Source organism: Providencia stuartii (assembly GCF_029277985.1).
Lineage (GTDB): Bacteria > Pseudomonadota > Gammaproteobacteria > Enterobacterales > Enterobacteriaceae > Providencia > Providencia zhejiangensis.
The window spans coordinates 1,109,416-1,127,975 of record NZ_CP119546.1 but is presented as its reverse complement, the minus strand read 5'-3'; the positions used below and the strand labels follow the sequence as shown (position 1 = coordinate 1,127,975).

10 protein-coding genes, 3 tRNA genes, 3 rRNA genes and 1 other annotated feature (1 of these 17 running past the window's edge) are annotated in these 18,560 nt (G+C 43.7%); of the genes, 3 read left to right on the top strand and 13 right to left on the bottom strand.

The window, feature by feature from the left end:
- The first annotated feature begins 281 nt into the window (after positions 1-281).
- Positions 282-1,664, top strand: coding sequence for an amino acid permease (locus tag P2E05_RS04825; protein WP_154623487.1), 1,383 nt, complete (start codon positions 282-284; stop codon positions 1,662-1,664).
- A gap of 66 nt (positions 1,665-1,730) precedes the next feature.
- Here the strand turns inward: P2E05_RS04825 and megL are convergent, their stop codons facing one another.
- The 13 genes from megL to rluD all read right to left on the bottom strand — a co-directional run bounded on the left by megL (position 1,731) and on the right by rluD (position 16,842).
- Entirely contained in the window at positions 1,731-2,924 is a 1,194-nt protein-coding gene (gene megL / locus P2E05_RS04820; protein WP_154623488.1) for a methionine gamma-lyase, read from the bottom strand.
- Between the two features lie 15 nt (positions 2,925-2,939).
- On the bottom strand, positions 2,940-3,332 hold the full coding sequence (locus tag P2E05_RS04815; protein ID WP_154623490.1) for a hypothetical protein: 393 nt from the start codon (positions 3,330-3,332) through the stop codon (positions 2,940-2,942).
- A gap of 13 nt (positions 3,333-3,345) precedes the next feature.
- Positions 3,346-4,533, bottom strand: coding sequence for an NAD(P)/FAD-dependent oxidoreductase (locus tag P2E05_RS04810; RefSeq protein WP_154635562.1), 1,188 nt, complete (start codon positions 4,531-4,533; stop codon positions 3,346-3,348).
- A 676-nt stretch (positions 4,534-5,209) separates the two neighbouring features.
- Positions 5,210-5,998 (bottom strand): endonuclease/exonuclease/phosphatase family protein, encoded by a 789-nt coding sequence (locus tag P2E05_RS04805; protein WP_163860776.1) that lies wholly within the window; start codon positions 5,996-5,998, stop codon positions 5,210-5,212.
- Positions 5,999-6,290: 292 nt separating this feature from the next.
- Positions 6,291-6,367: transfer RNA gene (locus tag P2E05_RS04800), tRNA-Asp, on the bottom strand.
- Between the two features lie 55 nt (positions 6,368-6,422).
- Positions 6,423-6,538 (bottom strand): 5S ribosomal RNA (rrf, locus tag P2E05_RS04795).
- 119 nt (positions 6,539-6,657) lie between these two features.
- Positions 6,658-9,563, bottom strand: a 23S ribosomal RNA gene (locus P2E05_RS04790).
- A 330-nt stretch (positions 9,564-9,893) separates the two neighbouring features.
- A tRNA-Ala gene (locus P2E05_RS04785) sits at positions 9,894-9,969 on the bottom strand.
- A 141-nt stretch (positions 9,970-10,110) separates the two neighbouring features.
- Positions 10,111-10,187, bottom strand: a tRNA-Ile gene (locus P2E05_RS04780).
- Positions 10,188-10,253: 66 nt separating this feature from the next.
- Positions 10,254-11,793 (bottom strand): 16S ribosomal RNA (locus P2E05_RS04775).
- The 16S, 23S and 5S rRNA genes sit together here with 3 tRNA genes alongside, the layout of an rRNA operon.
- Positions 11,794-12,430: 637 nt before the next feature.
- Positions 12,431-15,004 carry an ATP-dependent chaperone ClpB gene (gene clpB / locus P2E05_RS04770; protein WP_154624344.1) on the bottom strand — a complete coding sequence of 858 codons (2,574 nt, stop codon included), beginning with the start codon at positions 15,002-15,004 and terminating at the stop codon, positions 12,431-12,433.
- Positions 15,005-15,130: 126 nt separating this feature from the next.
- The gene (gene yfiH, locus P2E05_RS04765; protein WP_251463684.1) at positions 15,131-15,865 is read right to left on the bottom strand and encodes a purine nucleoside phosphorylase YfiH; all 735 of its coding nucleotides are present in this window, start codon (positions 15,863-15,865) and stop codon (positions 15,131-15,133) included.
- The gene (rluD, locus tag P2E05_RS04760) at positions 15,865-16,842 is read right to left on the bottom strand and encodes a 23S rRNA pseudouridine(1911/1915/1917) synthase RluD (protein ID WP_154624346.1); all 978 of its coding nucleotides are present in this window, start codon (positions 16,840-16,842) and stop codon (positions 15,865-15,867) included. Before rluD ends, yfiH begins: the two co-directional genes overlap by 1 nt.
- 138 nt (positions 16,843-16,980) lie before the next feature.
- On the opposite strand from rluD, the gene bamD reads away from it, so the two are divergent.
- Both bamD and raiA read left to right on the top strand, forming a co-directional pair.
- Positions 16,981-17,712 (top strand): outer membrane protein assembly factor BamD, encoded by a 732-nt coding sequence (gene bamD / locus P2E05_RS04755; RefSeq protein ID WP_276123100.1) that lies wholly within the window; start codon positions 16,981-16,983, stop codon positions 17,710-17,712.
- 373 nt (positions 17,713-18,085) lie between these two features.
- Positions 18,086-18,415 carry a ribosome-associated translation inhibitor RaiA gene (raiA, locus tag P2E05_RS04750; protein WP_154624347.1) on the top strand — a complete coding sequence of 110 codons (330 nt, stop codon included), beginning with the start codon at positions 18,086-18,088 and terminating at the stop codon, positions 18,413-18,415.
- A gap of 140 nt (positions 18,416-18,555) precedes the next feature.
- Positions 18,556-18,560, top strand: a sequence feature (Phe leader region); it runs 124 nt beyond the window's last position.

Genomic DNA, 18,560 nt, shown 5'->3' with positions numbered 1-18,560 from the left:
TCTCTCTAGCATTGTCAGCTTCATGCGTATTATATACTCTAACGCATGCAAGTTGCATGCGAACGACAACGAGAATGTCCCATTCAACTGCACGCGTTATTCGTTCAAAATCTTTTCGCCCCGTGAACCTCATATAATTTGGTGTATGGCGCGTATATTGCAAGATATCTATCCCGCGAACCATACGCTTTATGGTAATGTAATCAGCTTGGTTTCAACAAAGTGCATCTAATAGAGAAAAAACCGGAACAATATTCGGTAATTTTAAGACAGGAAACAAAATGCAAAGTAGTAAAACAAATCAACTCAGAAAGGGATTGAGTGTCAGACACATTCGCTTTATGGCTTTAGGGTCAGCGATTGGTACCGGCCTGTTTTATGGTTCTGCTTCAGCGATACAAGCAGCAGGCCCAGCCGTTTTAATTGCTTATATGATTGGTGGGGCCGCCGTTTTTATGGTCATGCGCGCGCTCGGTGAAATGGCTGTTCATAACCCTGTTCCAGGCTCATTTTCCCACTATGCAAGCCATTATATGGGCCCACTAGCTGGCTTTTTAACTGGTTGGAACTATGTTTTCGAAATGCTTGTTGTCTGCCTAGCGGATATCACCGCTTTCGGTATGTATATGGGCTTTTGGTTCCCGCATGTAGACCAATGGATATGGGTGCTAAGCATTGTGTTATTTATTGGTGCACTAAACCTATGCCACGTTAAAATATTCGGCGAGCTAGAATTCTGGTTATCCATCGTGAAAGTCACGGCGATCATTGCAATGATTGTCGGTGGTGCGTTCTTAATGTTTTATGGTTTTGGCAAAGAAACTGACCATGCTGTTGGTATTCAAAACCTCTGGGAACACGGGGGTTTCATGCCGAATGGCATCGCGGGTGTCATCGCTTCTTTAGCTATTGTCATGTTTGCATTTGGTGGTATTGAAGTCATTGGTATCACAGCAAGTGAAGCACAAAACCCAGAAAAAACCATCCCAAAAGCAATCAATGCCGTGCCGATTCGTATCTTGTTATTCTATGGATTAACACTCTTTATTTTAATGTGCATCTACCCATGGAACCAAATCGGGCAAAATGGCAGTCCATTCGTACAAATTTTTTCTAGCTTAAATATTACTTCTGCTGCCAACATACTTAATATCGTGGTGATTACCGCGGCGATTTCCGCCATTAACAGTGATATTTTTGGTGCGGGTCGAATGATGTATGGTATGGCTCAAGATAAGCAAGCCCCAAGAGTTTTCACTAAACTCACCCGCAATGGTGTACCTTGGGTGACCGTGCTTGTGATGTCCGTTGTCATGCTCCTCGGTGTCTATCTAAATTACCTTCTACCTGAGCGAATTTTCGTGATTATTGCGTCAATTGCGACTTTTGCAACTGTCTGGGTATGGTTAATGATCTTGCTTTCGCAAGTTGCGATGCGCCGACAAATGAGCAAAGAAGACGTTAAGAAACTTAAATTCCCAGTGCCATTCTGGCCAATAGGTCCTGCAATAACAATTGCATTTATGGTATTTGTTATCGCATTACTTGGCTTCTTTAAAGAAACACAAGTGGCTTTACTGGTTGGCTGTATTTGGGTTGTAATACTCACTGTCGCCTATTTTATTATGCGTTCATTCCAACATAACCAAACAAATAACAATTAACCATAGCGCATTAAATAGAACACAACATCAAATAACGCCCCTGCTAAACTTCAGGGGCGTTTTCTTTTAACTTTCTAATTGCAGAGCTTGATCAAGGTCTGCTATCAAATCATTAACGTCTTCCAACCCAATCGATAATCTAATTAAGCCATCACTAATGCCATAAAATAACCGTTCTTCAGGTGTATACGTCGAATGAGTCATACTGGCGGGATGCTGTGCTAGAGATTCACAATCCCCTAAACTTACAGCCCGAGAAAACAGATTTAAGCGGTTTAAAAAACGCTTACCTGATTCAATCCCACCTTTTATTTCGCATGCTATCATCCCACCTGGCAGCTTCATCTGCCGGCAGGCCAATTCATACTGTTTAAAGCTATTTAAACCAGGGTAGACCACAAACTCAATCTGCGGATGGGATTCTAAATATTGTGCGATTCGCTGAGCATTTTTCACTATACGCTCCATGCGAATAGGTAACGTTTTCATCCCGCGTATAATCAAACTCGCATCATGTGGCGATAAACATGCCCCTGTCATATCTTTTAGGCCAACTAACCTAATTTGTTTGGCTATCTCTTTTGTCGTAATCACTGCGCCAGCGACGACATCACCATGGCCACTCATGTACTTAGTCAGCGAGTGAATAACAATATCAACACCTAATGTTATTGGCTTTTGTAAGTAAGGGGTACAATACGTATTATCCACGACGACCATGATATTATTTTTTTTAGCTAGCTCACTGACGGCTTTTATATCCACTAAACGCATATCAGGGTTAGCGGGTGATTCAAAGAATATCATGCGCGTATTTTCGCTGATTGATTGCGCTACAGTTTCAAGGTTGCTCATATCAATATGACGCACACGAACACCAAATCGTTCCAATCCGTGATGAAAGAAAGAATAAGTACAACCATAAACAGTCATATCGACCAACAATTCATCCCCAGGATTCATTAAAGACCAAAAAGTTGACGTAATGGCCCCCATACCTGAAGAAAACACAATCGCGGCTTCTCCCTCTTCTAAATCAGCAATTCTCTTTTCTAATAAATCTAAGGTTGGGTTATTAATTCTTGTGTAGATAAAACCTTCTTTCTCACCACTAAAACAAGCTGCTCCCTCTTCTGCATCTTTAAACGAATAGGTTGCAGTTTGGTATATAGGTGGTATTAATGAACCTTTATTTTCCCTCTGGTTATAAAAGCTGTGTATTATACGAGTATCAAATGCATTTTTTGTATCTAAGCTCATACCACTCTCCTAAAATTACTTGTCACTGGATTGAGGTATCCTAGACCCCATAATCTGCAAGGTCCTTAATAGGATGCTCACTCCCCGTAATGTATTTGGATCTTTTAATAAGCTATAAACCGAACGAAAACTTTGATCTTTATTATCATAAATAGCTTCCATCTTAGCCATGTTATACGCTGTTCCTAACTCCCAAACCGGCGTTAACGTGTCTTCAAATGAATTAGCTAATTTTTCAACTGTGCCTAAATCGAGAATATCCACAAGGTCAGACAGTAAAGACAACAGGTCAACAATATTGTCCAAACGTTTTAAATGTAGAAGTGGTGAAATTTTTTCAGCTAAATGATCCGCAGACTCTGAATTAAGTAATTCAATAAGTTTCGCTTGTGTATTTTCATTTGACATCATCATGACCCTCCTACACTAATCCACGAATAGCAGCCCAATAAATTCCCCTATTGAAACCATTTCGGAGCAATCCCCCCACTTTAGTCGCAGGTATCGGCAACACATCATGTTTATAGTCGTACTGTAAAGGCATCCCTGCATTTAGCCCCATTTGTGCAACAGCTTGAACTCGGCCGTCATAAATTGCCGCTGGGTAACCGTAAGTCAATTCGCCAACGATATTATCAGCGATAATTGCAGCCTGATTATGGCAGCTACCGCCCGCCTTACTTATGGGTAAATCAACAGTGTCACCAATAACATAGACACCTTCCGTACCGTAAACTTGTAGCGTTTCATGATCAGTTGGCAACCAACCTTCACCATTATTATGTTCACTTAAACCTGTATTCACGACGGCTTCTACCGCAGTAATTGGCGGCGTACTAATTAAAATATCAAAAGGCTGTTCATCACCTTCTTTTGAATAAGCGACCTTTTTATCTGGGTCAACTTTACTTAAAGTAAAGCCACGTTGAGATTTAATATTCTTTATATTAAAAATTTCAGGAATCGCTTCACAAACAGGTTGTTGAAGGAAAAGACAATTACGTAATAATTGAGATACTGTAGGGTAAGTATAGACAATCTCAATATTATCTCTCACACGCCGCTTACGTAAAAATTCATCTAGCATAAGCGTTGTTTCCATGGGCGCAATACCGCATTGATGAGGGACATTCGGTGTTTCAGGAAAAGATACCGTTATAAAAATCCGACCTTTTTCAATTTTAGATAATTGATCGGCTAATTTTCTCGCGGGATCATAAGCATAAAAATGATGACCTATTTCTTTTAATCCTTCAATTCTATCCGGTCTAGGAACACATCCTGTTGCAATAACAAGATAATCATAATTTAAAACTTTACCACTACGTGATTTTAACTCTTTATTTTTAAAATCAAATGCATCGATTTTATCGATAACCAAATCTATTTCTGGCCTTAATAATGAACGCTCATGACGACTTAGCTCATCTTTAAAAAACAAATTAAATGCTATATACATAAAGGCAGGTTTGTAATAATGAATAGGATTATCAGTAACTAATGTTATTTTTATTTTCTTAGCAAAAATATCGCTATTTAATTTCCTAGCTAAGATGTTGGCTAACATTGTACCACCTGTCCCACCACCAACTATTATGATATTTTTCATATTATTAACCACCTATATTTAAATAGTTTTTAAATAGACAGCGTATGACTAAGTAAATATAGCTGATATTCAATAATTCGCCACTCATATATTTGGCAATTAATGTTAATTTAAAAAATATATATTAATCACAATGATAAATATATCAACCGATGGAGAATCAATTTAATTATAATTAATCATATAATTTATCACTTAATGAAATAATAATATTCTTTTTTAGATTTGTTTATTACCCCCTCTGTAACGACCAACAATTTAACAATGAAATAATACATCTTATAAAATTTTTTCATCTCCAATATTATGGATAATAAGATAGTGTTGCTTATCTATTACTCTATATATCTCTTTATAATCGCAATATGCCGTTAATCCCTATCTCAAATATCAATAGCCAAATCGTCTCTGTATTGGCAGTAATTGGTTTAATGATACCTTTACGATAAAAGATTCGAGATGCAGCAATGAACGGGATGGGGGAGCTATTTTTTGCTCTTATCAATATTAACTTGACTATTACTAACCGGTTTCTTAATCGGGGTAACGAGTCTATCGAGAAAAGTGCTATAAAGAAGAGTTGAAGATATTAAACTCACTTCTTCATAATAAGAACACCACTAAAGTATAAGGTGAAAATAACAATTAGAAAAAGAGACGGTTAACGCCAATAAAACTAAACGAGTTCAAATTGAGTTATAATCGGGTTATGGTCCGAAGCATCGGTATTTGTAACGTAGCTATCCTTTACCTTCAGCCCTCTATAAAATAAATAATCTAAAGGTCTTCCAAAGGCTTTAGTTCGTTGGTCATGATCATAGCCAACTTCTTTTAACCCAACACTCCTCACAAAGCGTTTTAATGCATTCACTCTTTGCCGACTCCAAGCATTAAAGTCACCAGCTAGCAATACAGGACCAACATGTTTAGCAATGTGGTCACCTAATTTACTTAATTGTCGTGTGTAAACATCGACCCCAAAACTAAAGTTAATCGCATGTACATTCGCCACCATCAGATGCTTTCCATTCGGCAGCGGATACACCGTTATTAATGCAGATTTTGCTAAACGCAATAAAGGCTCTTTTTCTCGTAGTGGACAACAATATATAGGATGAGAAGTCGCAAGTGTCATTACGCCAGCAGGATGCGGAGAGAAAGGCAAAGCAGGCACTTGGTCTGCAATTAATTGATGCGATGCCGCAAATGAAACAAGCTCTGGGGACATTTGTGCTTCTTGCAGTAGGATCAGCTTTTTACCTTTAACAAGCTCATCTAGCACAATCTTCCAATTTGGACGCTGTTGCTTATAAATATTCCATGTCAGAACATCTAAGGTTTCACCTGCTGCAAATAAAGGTAATCCGACGGGTAGTGATTCTCCTAACATATGTACAGGCATGGGTTGGATACGTTTAGCGGGTTGACCTGCAATATATCTAACAGAATAGGTTCTTTTCGCCACGTTTTAAATCCCTACAAAAATGAGAAGTTAACCGTATTCTAACAAGTTTAGAAACGACATGGCTTGTAGTATATCAAAGCTATCATGTTATATCTTATGAAGTTAAGACTAACCCCCCTTATAATGACTGTATACTAACCATTTTTGAGTGATTTATAGAATATTACAAGATGCCTCTTTATCATTCACTATAACGGCTAAATAAGGAAAGCATGAGCAAAGAAATTGCAGAGCAAAACTGATTTTACAAATAGTAAAAAGCCCCGTGAGAAATCTCACGGGGCTTAATAAGTGGCGGAACGGACGGGACTCGAACCCGCGACCCCCTGCGTGACAGGCAGGTATTCTAACCAACTGAACTACCGCTCCACTATTCTTTCGCCTAACGGCTGCTTATCGCTTCGCAATAAGTCTTTAATTTAATGTCTGGCAGTTCCCTACTCTCACATGGGGAGACCCCACACTACCATCGGCGCTACGGCGTTTCACTGCTGAGTTCGGCATGGGGTCAGGTGGGACCACCGCGCTATTGCCGCCAGACAAATTCGGTTTTCGTTCCCGTCGGCTTGCACCAACCAGAACAGCAATCTTGAACAAGCTAATTTCTCACACTCTGCGTGCGCTTCACAACGTTCTCTCTAAAACACCTTCGGTGTTGTCAGGTTAAGCCTCACGGTTCATTAGTACTGGTTAGCTCAACGTATCGCTACGCTTACACACCCAGCCTATCAACGTCTTAGTCTTAAACGTTCCTTTAGGACCCTTAAAGAGTCAGGGAAGACTCATCTCAAGGCAAGTTTCCCGCTTAGATGCTTTCAGCGGTTATCTCTTCCGCACTTAGCTACCGGGCAGTGCCATTGGCATGACAACCCGAACACCAGTGGTGCGTCCACTCCGGTCCTCTCGTACTAGGAGCAGCCCCTTTCAATCTTCCAACGCCCACGGCAGATAGGGACCGAACTGTCTCACGACGTTCTAAACCCAGCTCGCGTACCACTTTAAATGGCGAACAGCCATACCCTTGGGACCTACTTCAGCCCCAGGATGTGATGAGCCGACATCGAGGTGCCAAACACCGCCGTCGATATGAACTCTTGGGCGGTATCAGCCTGTTATCCCCGGAGTACCTTTTATCCGTTGAGCGATGGCCCTTCCATTCAGAACCACCGGATCACTAAGACCTACTTTCGTACCTGCTCGAGCCGTCACTCTCGCAGTCAAGCTGGCTTATGCCTTTGCACTAACCGCATGATGTCCGACCATGCTTAGCCAACCTTCGTGCTCCTCCGTTACTCTTTGGGAGGAGACCGCCCCAGTCAAACTACCCACCAGACACTGTCCGCACCCCAGATTATGGGGCCACGTTAGAACATCAAACATTAAAGGGTGGTATTTCAAGGTTGGCTCCATGCAGACTGGCGTCCACACTTCAAAGCCTCCCACCTATCCTACACATCAAGGCTCAATGTTCAGTGTCAAGCTATAGTAAAGGTTCACGGGGTCTTTCCGTCTTGCCGCGGGTACACTGCATCTTCACAGCGAGTTCAATTTCACTGAGTCTCGGGTGGAGACAGCCTGGCCATCATTACGCCATTCGTGCAGGTCGGAACTTACCCGACAAGGAATTTCGCTACCTTAGGACCGTTATAGTTACGGCCGCCGTTTACTGGGGCTTCGATCAAGAGCTTCTCCTTACGGATAACCCCATCAATTAACCTTCCAGCACCGGGCAGGCGTCACACCGTATACGTCCACTTTCGTGTTTGCACAGTGCTGTGTTTTTAATAAACAGTTGCAGCCAGCTGGTATCTGCGACTGGCTTCAGCTCCATCCGCGAGGGACTTCACCTAGCGCCAGCGTGCCTTCTCCCGAAGTTACGGCACCATTTTGCCTAGTTCCTTCACCCGAGTTCTCTCAAGCGCCTGAGTATTCTCTACCTGACCACCTGTGTCGGTTTGGGGTACGATTAATGATAATCTAGAGCTTAGAGGCTTTTCCTGGAAGCGGGGCATGAGCTACTTCGCCACCGTAGTGACTCGTCATCAGACCTCAGCATGTAGTGAACCGGATTTGCCTAATTCACCTGCCTACATCCTTAAACCGGGACAACCGTCGCCCGGCCAGCCTAGCCTTCTCCGTCCCCCCATCGCAATTATCACCAGTACAGGAATATTAACCTGTTTCCCATCGACTACGCATTTCTGCCTCGCCTTAGGGGTCGACTCACCCTGCCCCGATTAACGTTGGACAGGAACCCTTGGTCTTCCGGCGTGCGGGTTTTTCACCCGCATTATCGTTACTTATGTCAGCATTCGCACTTCTGATACCTCCAGCATGCCTCACAGCACACCTTCACAGGCTTACAGAACGCTCCCCTACCCAACAACATTTACATGTCGCTGCCGCAGCTTCGGTGCATGGTTTAGCCCCGTTACATCTTCCGCGCAGGCCGACTCGACCAGTGAGCTATTACGCTTTCTTTAAATGATGGCTGCTTCTAAGCCAACATCCTGGCTGTCTGAGCCTTCCCACTTCGTTTCCCACTTAACCATGACTTTGGGACCTTAGCTGGCGGTCTGGGTTGTTTCCCTCTTCACGACGAACGTTAGCACCCGCCGTGTGTCTCCCGTGATAACATTCTTCGGTATTCGTAGTTTGCATCGGGTTGGTAAGTCGGGATGACCCCCTAGCCGAAACAGTGCTCTACCCCCGAAGATGAGTTCACGAGGCGCTACCTAAATAGCTTTCGGGGAGAACCAGCTATCTCCCGGTTTGATTGGCCTTTCACCCCCAGCCACAAGTCATCCGCTAATTTTTCAACATTAGTCGGTTCGGTCCTCCAGTTAGTGTTACCCAACCTTCAACCTGCCCATGGCTAGATCACCGGGTTTCGGGTCTATACCCTGCAACTTATTCGCCCAGTTAAGACTCGGTTTCCCTACGGCTCCCCTATACGGTTAACCTTGCTACAGAATATAAGTCGCTGACCCATTATACAAAAGGTACGCAGTCACACCTAAAAGGTGCTCCCACTGCTTGTACGTACACGGTTTCAGGTTCTATTTCACTCCCCTCGCCGGGGTTCTTTTCGCCTTTCCCTCACGGTACTGGTTCACTATCGGTCAATCAGGAGTATTTAGCCTTGGAGGATGGTCCCCCCATATTCAGACAGGATAACACGTGTCCCGCCCTACTCGTCGAGTTCACAACACCAACACCTTCGGATACGGGGCTATCACCCTTTACTGCCGGACTTTCCAGACCGTTCTCCTGATGCTGATGCTGATTAAGACTCTGGGCTGCTCCCCGTTCGCTCGCCGCTACTAGGGGAATCTCGGTTGATTTCTTTTCCTCGAGGTACTGAGATGTTTCAGTTCCCTCGGTTCGCCTCGTTTGACTATGGATTCATCAAACGATAGTGCAACGAATTGCACTGGGTTTCCCCATTCGGACATCGTCGGCTATAGCGGTTCATATCACCTTACCGACGCTTTTCGCAGATTAGCACGTCCTTCATCGCCTCTGATTGCCTAGGCATCCACCGTGTACGCTTAGTCGCTTAACCTCACAACCCGAAGGTGTCTTTTCGTGTCGTTCTGACCGGTAATGGCTGCGCGTGGTGAACTTCTGCGTTGGGCAGTGCTCGCAATGCTCACGTACCAATGTACGCTGCGCTTGCTGTGCGCTGTCCGCCTTGAATTTCACACTGCTCGCTCATTACAGTTGCCATCATGACAAAACAGCATTCGCGTTGAGATTTTTGAGAGACTCTCACATTGTTTAAGCGATAAACAATGTGCGTTGTTTCAATTTTCAGCTTGTTCCAGATTGTTAAAGAGCATAATTATTCGCAATAGACTATAACTAATCTATTCTGAATAATTCAAAAGTATTATGGTGGAGCTAAGCGGGATCGAACCGCTGACCTCCTGCGTGCAAGGCAGGCGCTCTCCCAGCTGAGCTATAGCCCCATAACAGGTTTGACAGTACCAATTATCTTCTTCTTTACGCGGTTCGCGTCTTCGGAAGGTCTTTTTTCTTAGGCAAGGCGTAGTCTTGGCGACGTTTACGCAGGTAAACGAGCTAAGCTACAACGCAGCATAAGCAAAAAGTGGTAGGCCTGAGTGGACTTGAACCACCGACCTCACCCTTATCAGGGGTGCGCTCTAACCACCTGAGCTACAAGCCTATTGATACCGTTGACTCTATTTCATCAGACAATCTGTGTGAACACTTCACAAGAACACTTCAATGGTAAGGAGGTGATCCAACCGCAGGTTCCCCTACGGTTACCTTGTTACGACTTCACCCCAGTCATGGATCACAAAGTGGTAAGCGCCCTCCCGAAGGTTAAGCTACCTACTTCTTTTGCAACCCACTCCCATGGTGTGACGGGCGGTGTGTACAAGGCCCGGGAACGTATTCACCGTAGCATTCTGATCTACGATTACTAGCGATTCCGACTTCATGGAGTCGAGTTGCAGACTCCAATCCGGACTACGACGTACTTTATGAGTTCCGCTTGCTCTCGCGAGGTCGCTTCTCTTTGTATACGCCATTGTAGCACGTGTGTAGCCCTACTCGTAAGGGCCATGATGACTTGACGTCATCCCCACCTTCCTCCGGTTTATCACCGGCAGTCTCCTTTGAGTTCCCGACCGAATCGCTGGCAACAAAGGATAAGGGTTGCGCTCGTTGCGGGACTTAACCCAACATTTCACAACACGAGCTGACGACAGCCATGCAGCACCTGTCTCAGAGTTCCCGAAGGCACCAAAGCATCTCTGCTAAGTTCTCTGGATGTCAAGAGTAGGTAAGGTTCTTCGCGTTGCATCGAATTAAACCACATGCTCCACCGCTTGTGCGGGCCCCCGTCAATTCATTTGAGTTTTAACCTTGCGGCCGTACTCCCCAGGCGGTCGATTTAACGCGTTAGCTCCGGAAGCCACACCTCAAGGGCACAACCTCCAAATCGACATCGTTTACAGCGTGGACTACCAGGGTATCTAATCCTGTTTGCTCCCCACGCTTTCGCACCTGAGCGTCAGTCTTTGTCCAGGGGGCCGCCTTCGCCACCGGTATTCCTCCACATCTCTACGCATTTCACCGCTACACATGGAATTCTACCCCCCTCTACAAGACTCTAGCTGACCAGTCTTAGATGCCATTCCCAGGTTAAGCCCGGGGATTTCACATCTAACTTAATCAACCGCCTGCGTGCGCTTTACGCCCAGTAATTCCGATTAACGCTTGCACCCTCCGTATTACCGCGGCTGCTGGCACGGAGTTAGCCGGTGCTTCTTCTGTCGGTAACGTCAATCGTTGATGATATTAGCATCAACGCCTTCCTCCCGACTGAAAGTACTTTACAACCCTAGGGCCTTCTTCATACACGCGGCATGGCTGCATCAGGCTTGCGCCCATTGTGCAATATTCCCCACTGCTGCCTCCCGTAGGAGTCTGGGCCGTGTCTCAGTCCCAGTGTGGCTGATCATCCTCTCAGACCAGCTAGGGATCGTCGCCTAGGTGAGCCATTACCCCACCTACTAGCTAATCCCATATGGGTTCATCCGATAGCGCAAGGCCCGAAGGTCCCCTGCTTTGCTCCTTAGAGATTATGCGGTATTAGCCACCGTTTCCAGTAGTTATCCCCCTCTATCGGGCAGATCCCCATACATTACTCACCCGTCCGCCGCTCGTCAGCGAGAAGCAAGCTTCCCCTGTTACCGCTCGACTTGCATGTGTTAGGCCTGCCGCCAGCGTTCAATCTGAGCCATGATCAAACTCTTCAATTAAAAGTAGTCTGATGCTCAAAGAATTAAACTGTTTATCAATTCGCTTCTGTTCGGCTAACTTTGTCGGCTTCGCTCCGCTTTCCTCGCCGCACCTCAGTACTGTCTCGGAAATGCTCACTCGCCTTCGCGTTATCCTTCCACAATCGAATTGCACATTGTTAGTTCATATATGAATTAACGTGTTAGTCACTCTTCAAGACTTAAAATCAAATATTTTTTTGATAGTGTCCTGTGAGTGCCCACACAGATTGTCTGATAAATTGTTAAAGAGCGTTGCGACTTTATCTTTCGATATTAACCGTTTAGGTCGTTGTCGCGAGGTGGCGTATATTACGCTTTCCTCATCGAGAGTCAAGCTTTTTTTTCGCTTATCTTTTCAGATTCTCTCGTCTGCCGTCGTTAGCCTTTTGGGCTTGCCATCACATTCTGTGTTGGCTCATCGTCGGTCAGTGGAGGCGCATTATAGGGAGTCAGAAAATTCTAGCAAGTCTTTTTTTAAAAAAATTTGACGACTGATTATTTTTTACACTTTTGGTGCATTTTTATAGCAAAAAGGGCCTCTTTTCATGAAAAAAGGTGATAAAAAGGCGACCCTAAGGCCGCCTTGGATTCTATTACCTAATTGAAAAGCGAATAGTTACTGTTTAGCGACTATCTCATCATTCTCCACATCTAAGACTATTGGTTTACCTGGGATCAATTTACCTGACAATATTTCTTGCGCCAGAGGGTTTTCAATCTCTTGTTGGATTGCTCTTTTCAATGGACGAGCACCAAAGATTGGGTCAAACCCTGCTTCACCAATTTTTTCCAATGCCGCAGATGATGCGGTAACTTCATAGCCGTGTTCTTCAAGACGTTTATATAAACGACCAAGCTGGATATTCGCAATGTTTGTAATATGTTCTTTACCTAATGGATGGAACACGACCACTTCATCGATACGGTTAATAAATTCAGGTCTAAAGCTATGTGCGACAACCTCCATAACCATATCTTTCATTTCTGAATAACCGATAGTACCAAAACGTTCTTGAATCAAATCAGAACCGAGGTTTGATGTCATAATAATAACGGTATTACGGAAGTCGACCGTACGACCTTGGCCATCCGTTAAGCGCCCATCATCCAATACCTGTAATAATATATTAAAGACATCTGGGTGTGCTTTTTCGACTTCATCCAAGAGAATAACAGAATAAGGGCGACGTCTAACGGCTTCAGTTAGATAACCACCTTCTTCATACCCCACATATCCTGGAGGAGCCCCCACTAAACGTGAAACGGCATGTTTTTCCATAAACTCAGACATATCGATACGAACCATCGCATCATCACTATCAAACATAAAGTTTGCCAGTGCTTTACATAATTCCGTTTTACCAACCCCTGTTGGCCCCAAGAACATAAATGAACCTATTGGGCGATTAGGGTCTGACAAACCTGCACGGCTACGACGAATAGCGTTCGATACCGCAACTACCGCTTCATCTTGGCCTATTACGCGCTGGTGTAATTGCTGTTCCATACGTAATAGTTTTTCTCTTTCGCTTTCCAACATACGAGAAACAGGTATACCAGTCCAACGAGCTAGAATTTCAGCGATTTCGACATCAGTCACTTTATTTCGCAGAAGTTTCATACTCTTATTTTCTGCTTTAGTCGCTGCATCTAACTGTTTTTCCAACTCAGGAATACGGCCATATTGCAGTTCAGACATTTTTCCGAGGTCACCACTACGACGTGCTTTCTCCATTTCGTAGCGTGCGTTCTCTAACTCGGCTTTTATATGCTGTGTACCTGTTAATGACGCTTTCTCTGCTTTCCATTCTTCTTCTAATGAAGAATATTCACGCTCTTTTTCCGCTAACTCTTCTTCGAGCATATCAAGACGTTTCTTACTCGCGTCATCGGACTCTTTTTTCAGGGCTTGCTGTTCCAATTTGAGCTGAATGATACGGCGCTCTAAACGGTCAAGCGATTCAGGTTTCGAGTCCATTTGCATACGCAAACTCGCACCAGCTTCATCAATTAAGTCAATCGCTTTATCCGGTAACATACGATCCGTAATATAGCGATGAGATAACGTTGCCGCTGCGACGATTGCTGGGTCCGTAATCTGCACATGGTGGTGCAACTCATAGCGCTCTTTCAGACCACGTAAAATAGCGATTGTGTCTTCAACGCTTGGCTCTGCAACATACACTTTTTGGAATCGACGTTCTAAAGCCGGATCTTTTTCTATATATTGACGATACTCATCAAGTGTTGTTGCCCCCACACAGTGTAATTCACCGCGTGCTAATGCAGGTTTCAACATGTTCCCCGCATCCATGGCACCGTCCGCTTTACCCGCACCAACCATGGTATGCAATTCATCAATAAACAGAATGACATTACCTTCTTGCTTAGCAAGGTCACTCAGTACGCCTTTTAAACGCTCTTCAAACTCACCACGGTATTTAGCACCTGCGATTAAGGCTCCCATATCTAAGGATAAAACACGCTTGTTTTTCAGACCTTCAGGCACTTCACCATTCACAATACGTTGCGCTAATCCTTCAACGATCGCGGTTTTACCAACGCCAGGCTCACCAATCAGCACAGGGTTGTTCTTTGTACGACGCTGTAATACCTGAATAGTACGGCGAATTTCTTCATCACGACCAATCACTGGGTCTAACTTGCCTTGTTCCGCACGCTCTGTCAGGTCAACAGTAAATTTCTTTAACGCTTGGCGCTGGTCTTCAGCACCTTGGTCATTCACTTTTTCGCCACCACGCATTTGTTCTATTGCCTTATTTAAATTCGCTTTATTTACACCGGCTGCTTTAAGCATATCCGCAAGTGATGTATTCGCTTCTAAAGCTGCAAGAAGAAATAATTCAGAGGAGATAAATTCATCACCATTTTTTTGTGCTAGTTGATCACATAAATTTAAATGACGGATCAAATCACTTGAAGGCTGCACATCACCGGCAACCCCTTGCACTTGCGGTAAACGCGAAAGCGCTTCTTCAATTTTTTGTTGCAACTGCCCGACATTGACACCCACCGTTGTCAAAAGAGGTCGTACAGAGCCACCTTCTTGATTAAACAGTGCACTTAATAAATGAATAGGTTCAATAAACTGGTTTTCGCGCCCAAGGGCTAATGACTGGGCGTCAGCGAGAGCTTGCTGGAATTTATTAGTTAAACGATCCAGACGCATAACACCTCCACTAAAAATGAGATTAAAATTGCTTCTGGAGAATAGATGAGGTCTATTTTTATTTATTCAAGTTTATAAATGAATTATTTCATCCATATGGGTTAATTCAGAACAACTCTCTAAACACTAGTTATTTACCCATATTAATGAGGCCATGCGCCCCGTTTTTCCCTCACGACGGTAGGAGTAAAATCTGTTTTTGTCACTCACGGTACAAAACTCCCCACCATAAATTGAAGTTACGCCAACGGCTTGCAACTTTTTACGTGCCAATAAATAGATATCCGCTAAAAATTTGTCGCCATGAATAGCAAAACCTGCGGCCAGCTCAGTTGACTGCTTGATAAAAGCGTCTCTGACCTCTGGCCCGACTTCAAATTTGCTGGGGCCAATTGCAGGGCCTAGCCAAGCCATAATTTGATTTTTGGGGCACGAAAACTGAGCAACTGTATTTTCAAGAACACCATCGCATAACCCACGCCATCCGGCATGAGCAGCGGCAACTTCTTGTCCATCCTGACTACAAAAGAGAACCGGCAGACAATCTGCCGTCATGATGGCACAAACAACGCCCGTTTGATGAGTGTAAACGGCATCAGCTTGTTTATTTTCAATGTCGCTGCCATCTAAGCATAATACTTTTGTACCATGGACTTGTTCGAGCCATAACGGCTGTTGTGGCAACCCTGCTAATGCCTGAAGGCGGTAACGATTTTCACTGACGGCCATTGGCTCATCACCAACATGATCACCCAAATTTAGGCTATCAAATGGAGATGAGCTGACCCCACCAATACGTGTGGTGCTACAGCATGAGACCTTTTTAGGTTGTGGCCAGTCAGGAAAAATCAATGAGTTCATTACCAATCCATATCGTCTTTGTGCAGTTGATAGTCTGCTTTTAAGGCTTCAATAAGCTCAACCATATCATCTGGCAGAGGCGCATGCCACTCCATTTGAATACCAGAAATTGGGTGATACAACCGAAGCATCGTGGCATGCAGCGCTTGACGGTCAAATTTACGCATCACCTCAAAAAATGCTTCACTCGCCCCTTTTAACGGACGTGGACGCCCACCATACAGAGGATCACCAATAAGAGGATGATTGATATGTGCCATATGGACACGAATTTGGTGTGTTCTACCGGTTTCTAAGCGTAGACGCAAACGTGTATGAGCCCTAAAGTGCTCCATAACCCTATAGTGTGTCAATGCGGGTTTTCCCATTGGATGAACAGCCATATGTGTGCGTTTAGTCGGATGCCGTGAGATAGGCTCTTCCACCATGCCGCCAGCCGTCATTCTGCCAACCGCAACCGCTTCATATTCACGTGTAATTTCACGTAATTGTAACGACTCAACTAAACGAGTTTGTGCAGGAACTGTTTTTGCCACAACCATCAGCCCTGTTGTGTCTTTATCTAAGCGATGCACAATACCTGCTCGTGGCACATCGGCAATCTCAGGGTAACGATACAATAAGGCATTTAATATCGTGCCATCTGGATTTCCTGCGCCAGGGTGTACAACTAATCCACGAGGCTTATTAATCACGAGAATATCATCGTCTTCATAAACGATATCAAGAGGAATATCTTGTGGCTCCCAACGATTGTCCTCTTCAATTAATGCATCAACTAAAATTTCTTCTCCGCCTAAAACTTTTTCCTTTGGCTTATTGATAACTTTCCCATTAACCTGCACTCTATCATCTAAAATCCACTCTTTTATACGTGAACGCGAATAATCAGGGAACAATTCCGCTAAAGCCTGATCTAAACGTTGACCGAGCTGTGATTCAGCAACAGTTGCATTAAGTTGTACTTGTTGAGCCATAAATTAATCTACTTTTTTAGTGTTTGTGTTTTGACGGCAGTGCCGTTTTATTTAAAATGTATGCTATTGTAACTCGAATTTTGCCGGGAGCCTTACGGATAGTCTCCCTCGAAACACTCAGAGGATAACCAACACGTGATGATACGTATAAAATATCTGGTGGCTGCTGCCACGTTGAGCCTGGTACTCACCGGATGCTCCAGCAATAATGAAGTCAGCCCTGATAGCACTCCGGCTGAAATGTACAGTATTGGTCAGCAAAAGTTGCAGGATGGTAACTACAAAGCAGCCATCAAACAACTGGAAGCATTGGATAACCGTTATCCATTTGGCCCTTACGCACAACAGGTGCAATTAGATCTGATTTATGCTTATTATAAATCAGCTGAGCTACCAATGGCGATAGCAGCAATTGACCGTTTTATGCGTTTAAACCCAACTCACCCAAATATTGACTATGTTCTTTATATGCGCGGGTTAACGGCAATGGCACTTGATGACAGTGCACTGCAAGGTTTCTTTGGTATCGACCGTTCAGACAGAGATCCTCAACATGCACGTGTTGCCTTCAAAGATTTTAGTCAGTTAGTTCGCTATTATCCTAACAGCCTCTATGCTAACGATGCTAGTAAACGTCTTGTTTATTTAAAAGATCGCTTAGCAAGGTTTGACCTTTCTGTCATTGAATACTACAACAAACGCGGGGCTTATGTCGCGGTTGTCAATCGTGCGCAACAAATGTTAAGGGATTACCCAGATACTGAAGCTACCTATAACGCACTAAAATATATGGAAATAGCTTATAAGCAGATGGGGTTAGATGTCGAAGCTAATAAAGTTAATAGCTTACTCGCCGCCAATGCAAACTAACGCTAGTCAGTAACGATTGAAAACGGCAGCCTCGGCTGCTGTTTTTTTTATTCCAGTATGGCGTGATAAAGATAGGTTCATCCCGAAATAAATTCGGTTCTGTTGATTTTCCAGAGTATTTTTCGCATTTTACGCCAATTGCGAATTTTAACCCAAAAAGAGTACCGACTATTAACCGTATTGATAGTCAACTATTTCAGTTTCGCCCAAGAACCTTAACTTGGCAATCCCTTTCCCTTTCTTTTTTATCCTGAATCACAGTTCAGATCACGAAGTGTAACTGCATTCTTCAAGTGTGATCTATGTCAAGTTTTTTAGATAAATAGTCAGTATTCTGAATACATCAAAGGCGGAAACAATGAGAGGTAACTATATGATAGTGAACATAACTAGCAAACAAATGGATATTACCCCAGCTATCCGAGATCACATTGAAAGCCGTCTGACTAAACTTGAAAAATGGCAAGTCAATTTAATTAGTCCTCATGTTGTCTTATCAAAAGAACCACAAGGTTTTATGGTAGATGCCAATATTAAAACAGCCACAGGAAAACTCGTTGCTAGCGCAAAACATGAAGATATGTACGTTGCCATAAATGAATTGATTAACAAACTCGAAAGACAACTTAATAAAGTGCAACATAAAGGAGAATCAAGAAGAGCCAGCAATAGTGTAAAAGAAGCGAACCTCGTTACGTTATAATTTTATATTATCTACAAACTTATCTTGAAACCTTGCCAACGCGCCTACCATAGGCGCGTTTTTAGTTGAACAGCTTCTTTTTTGTTGACATCTGCTCTTGTATCAGGTCTATTTAAAGACTAGACAAACAATGGTGATATTATTA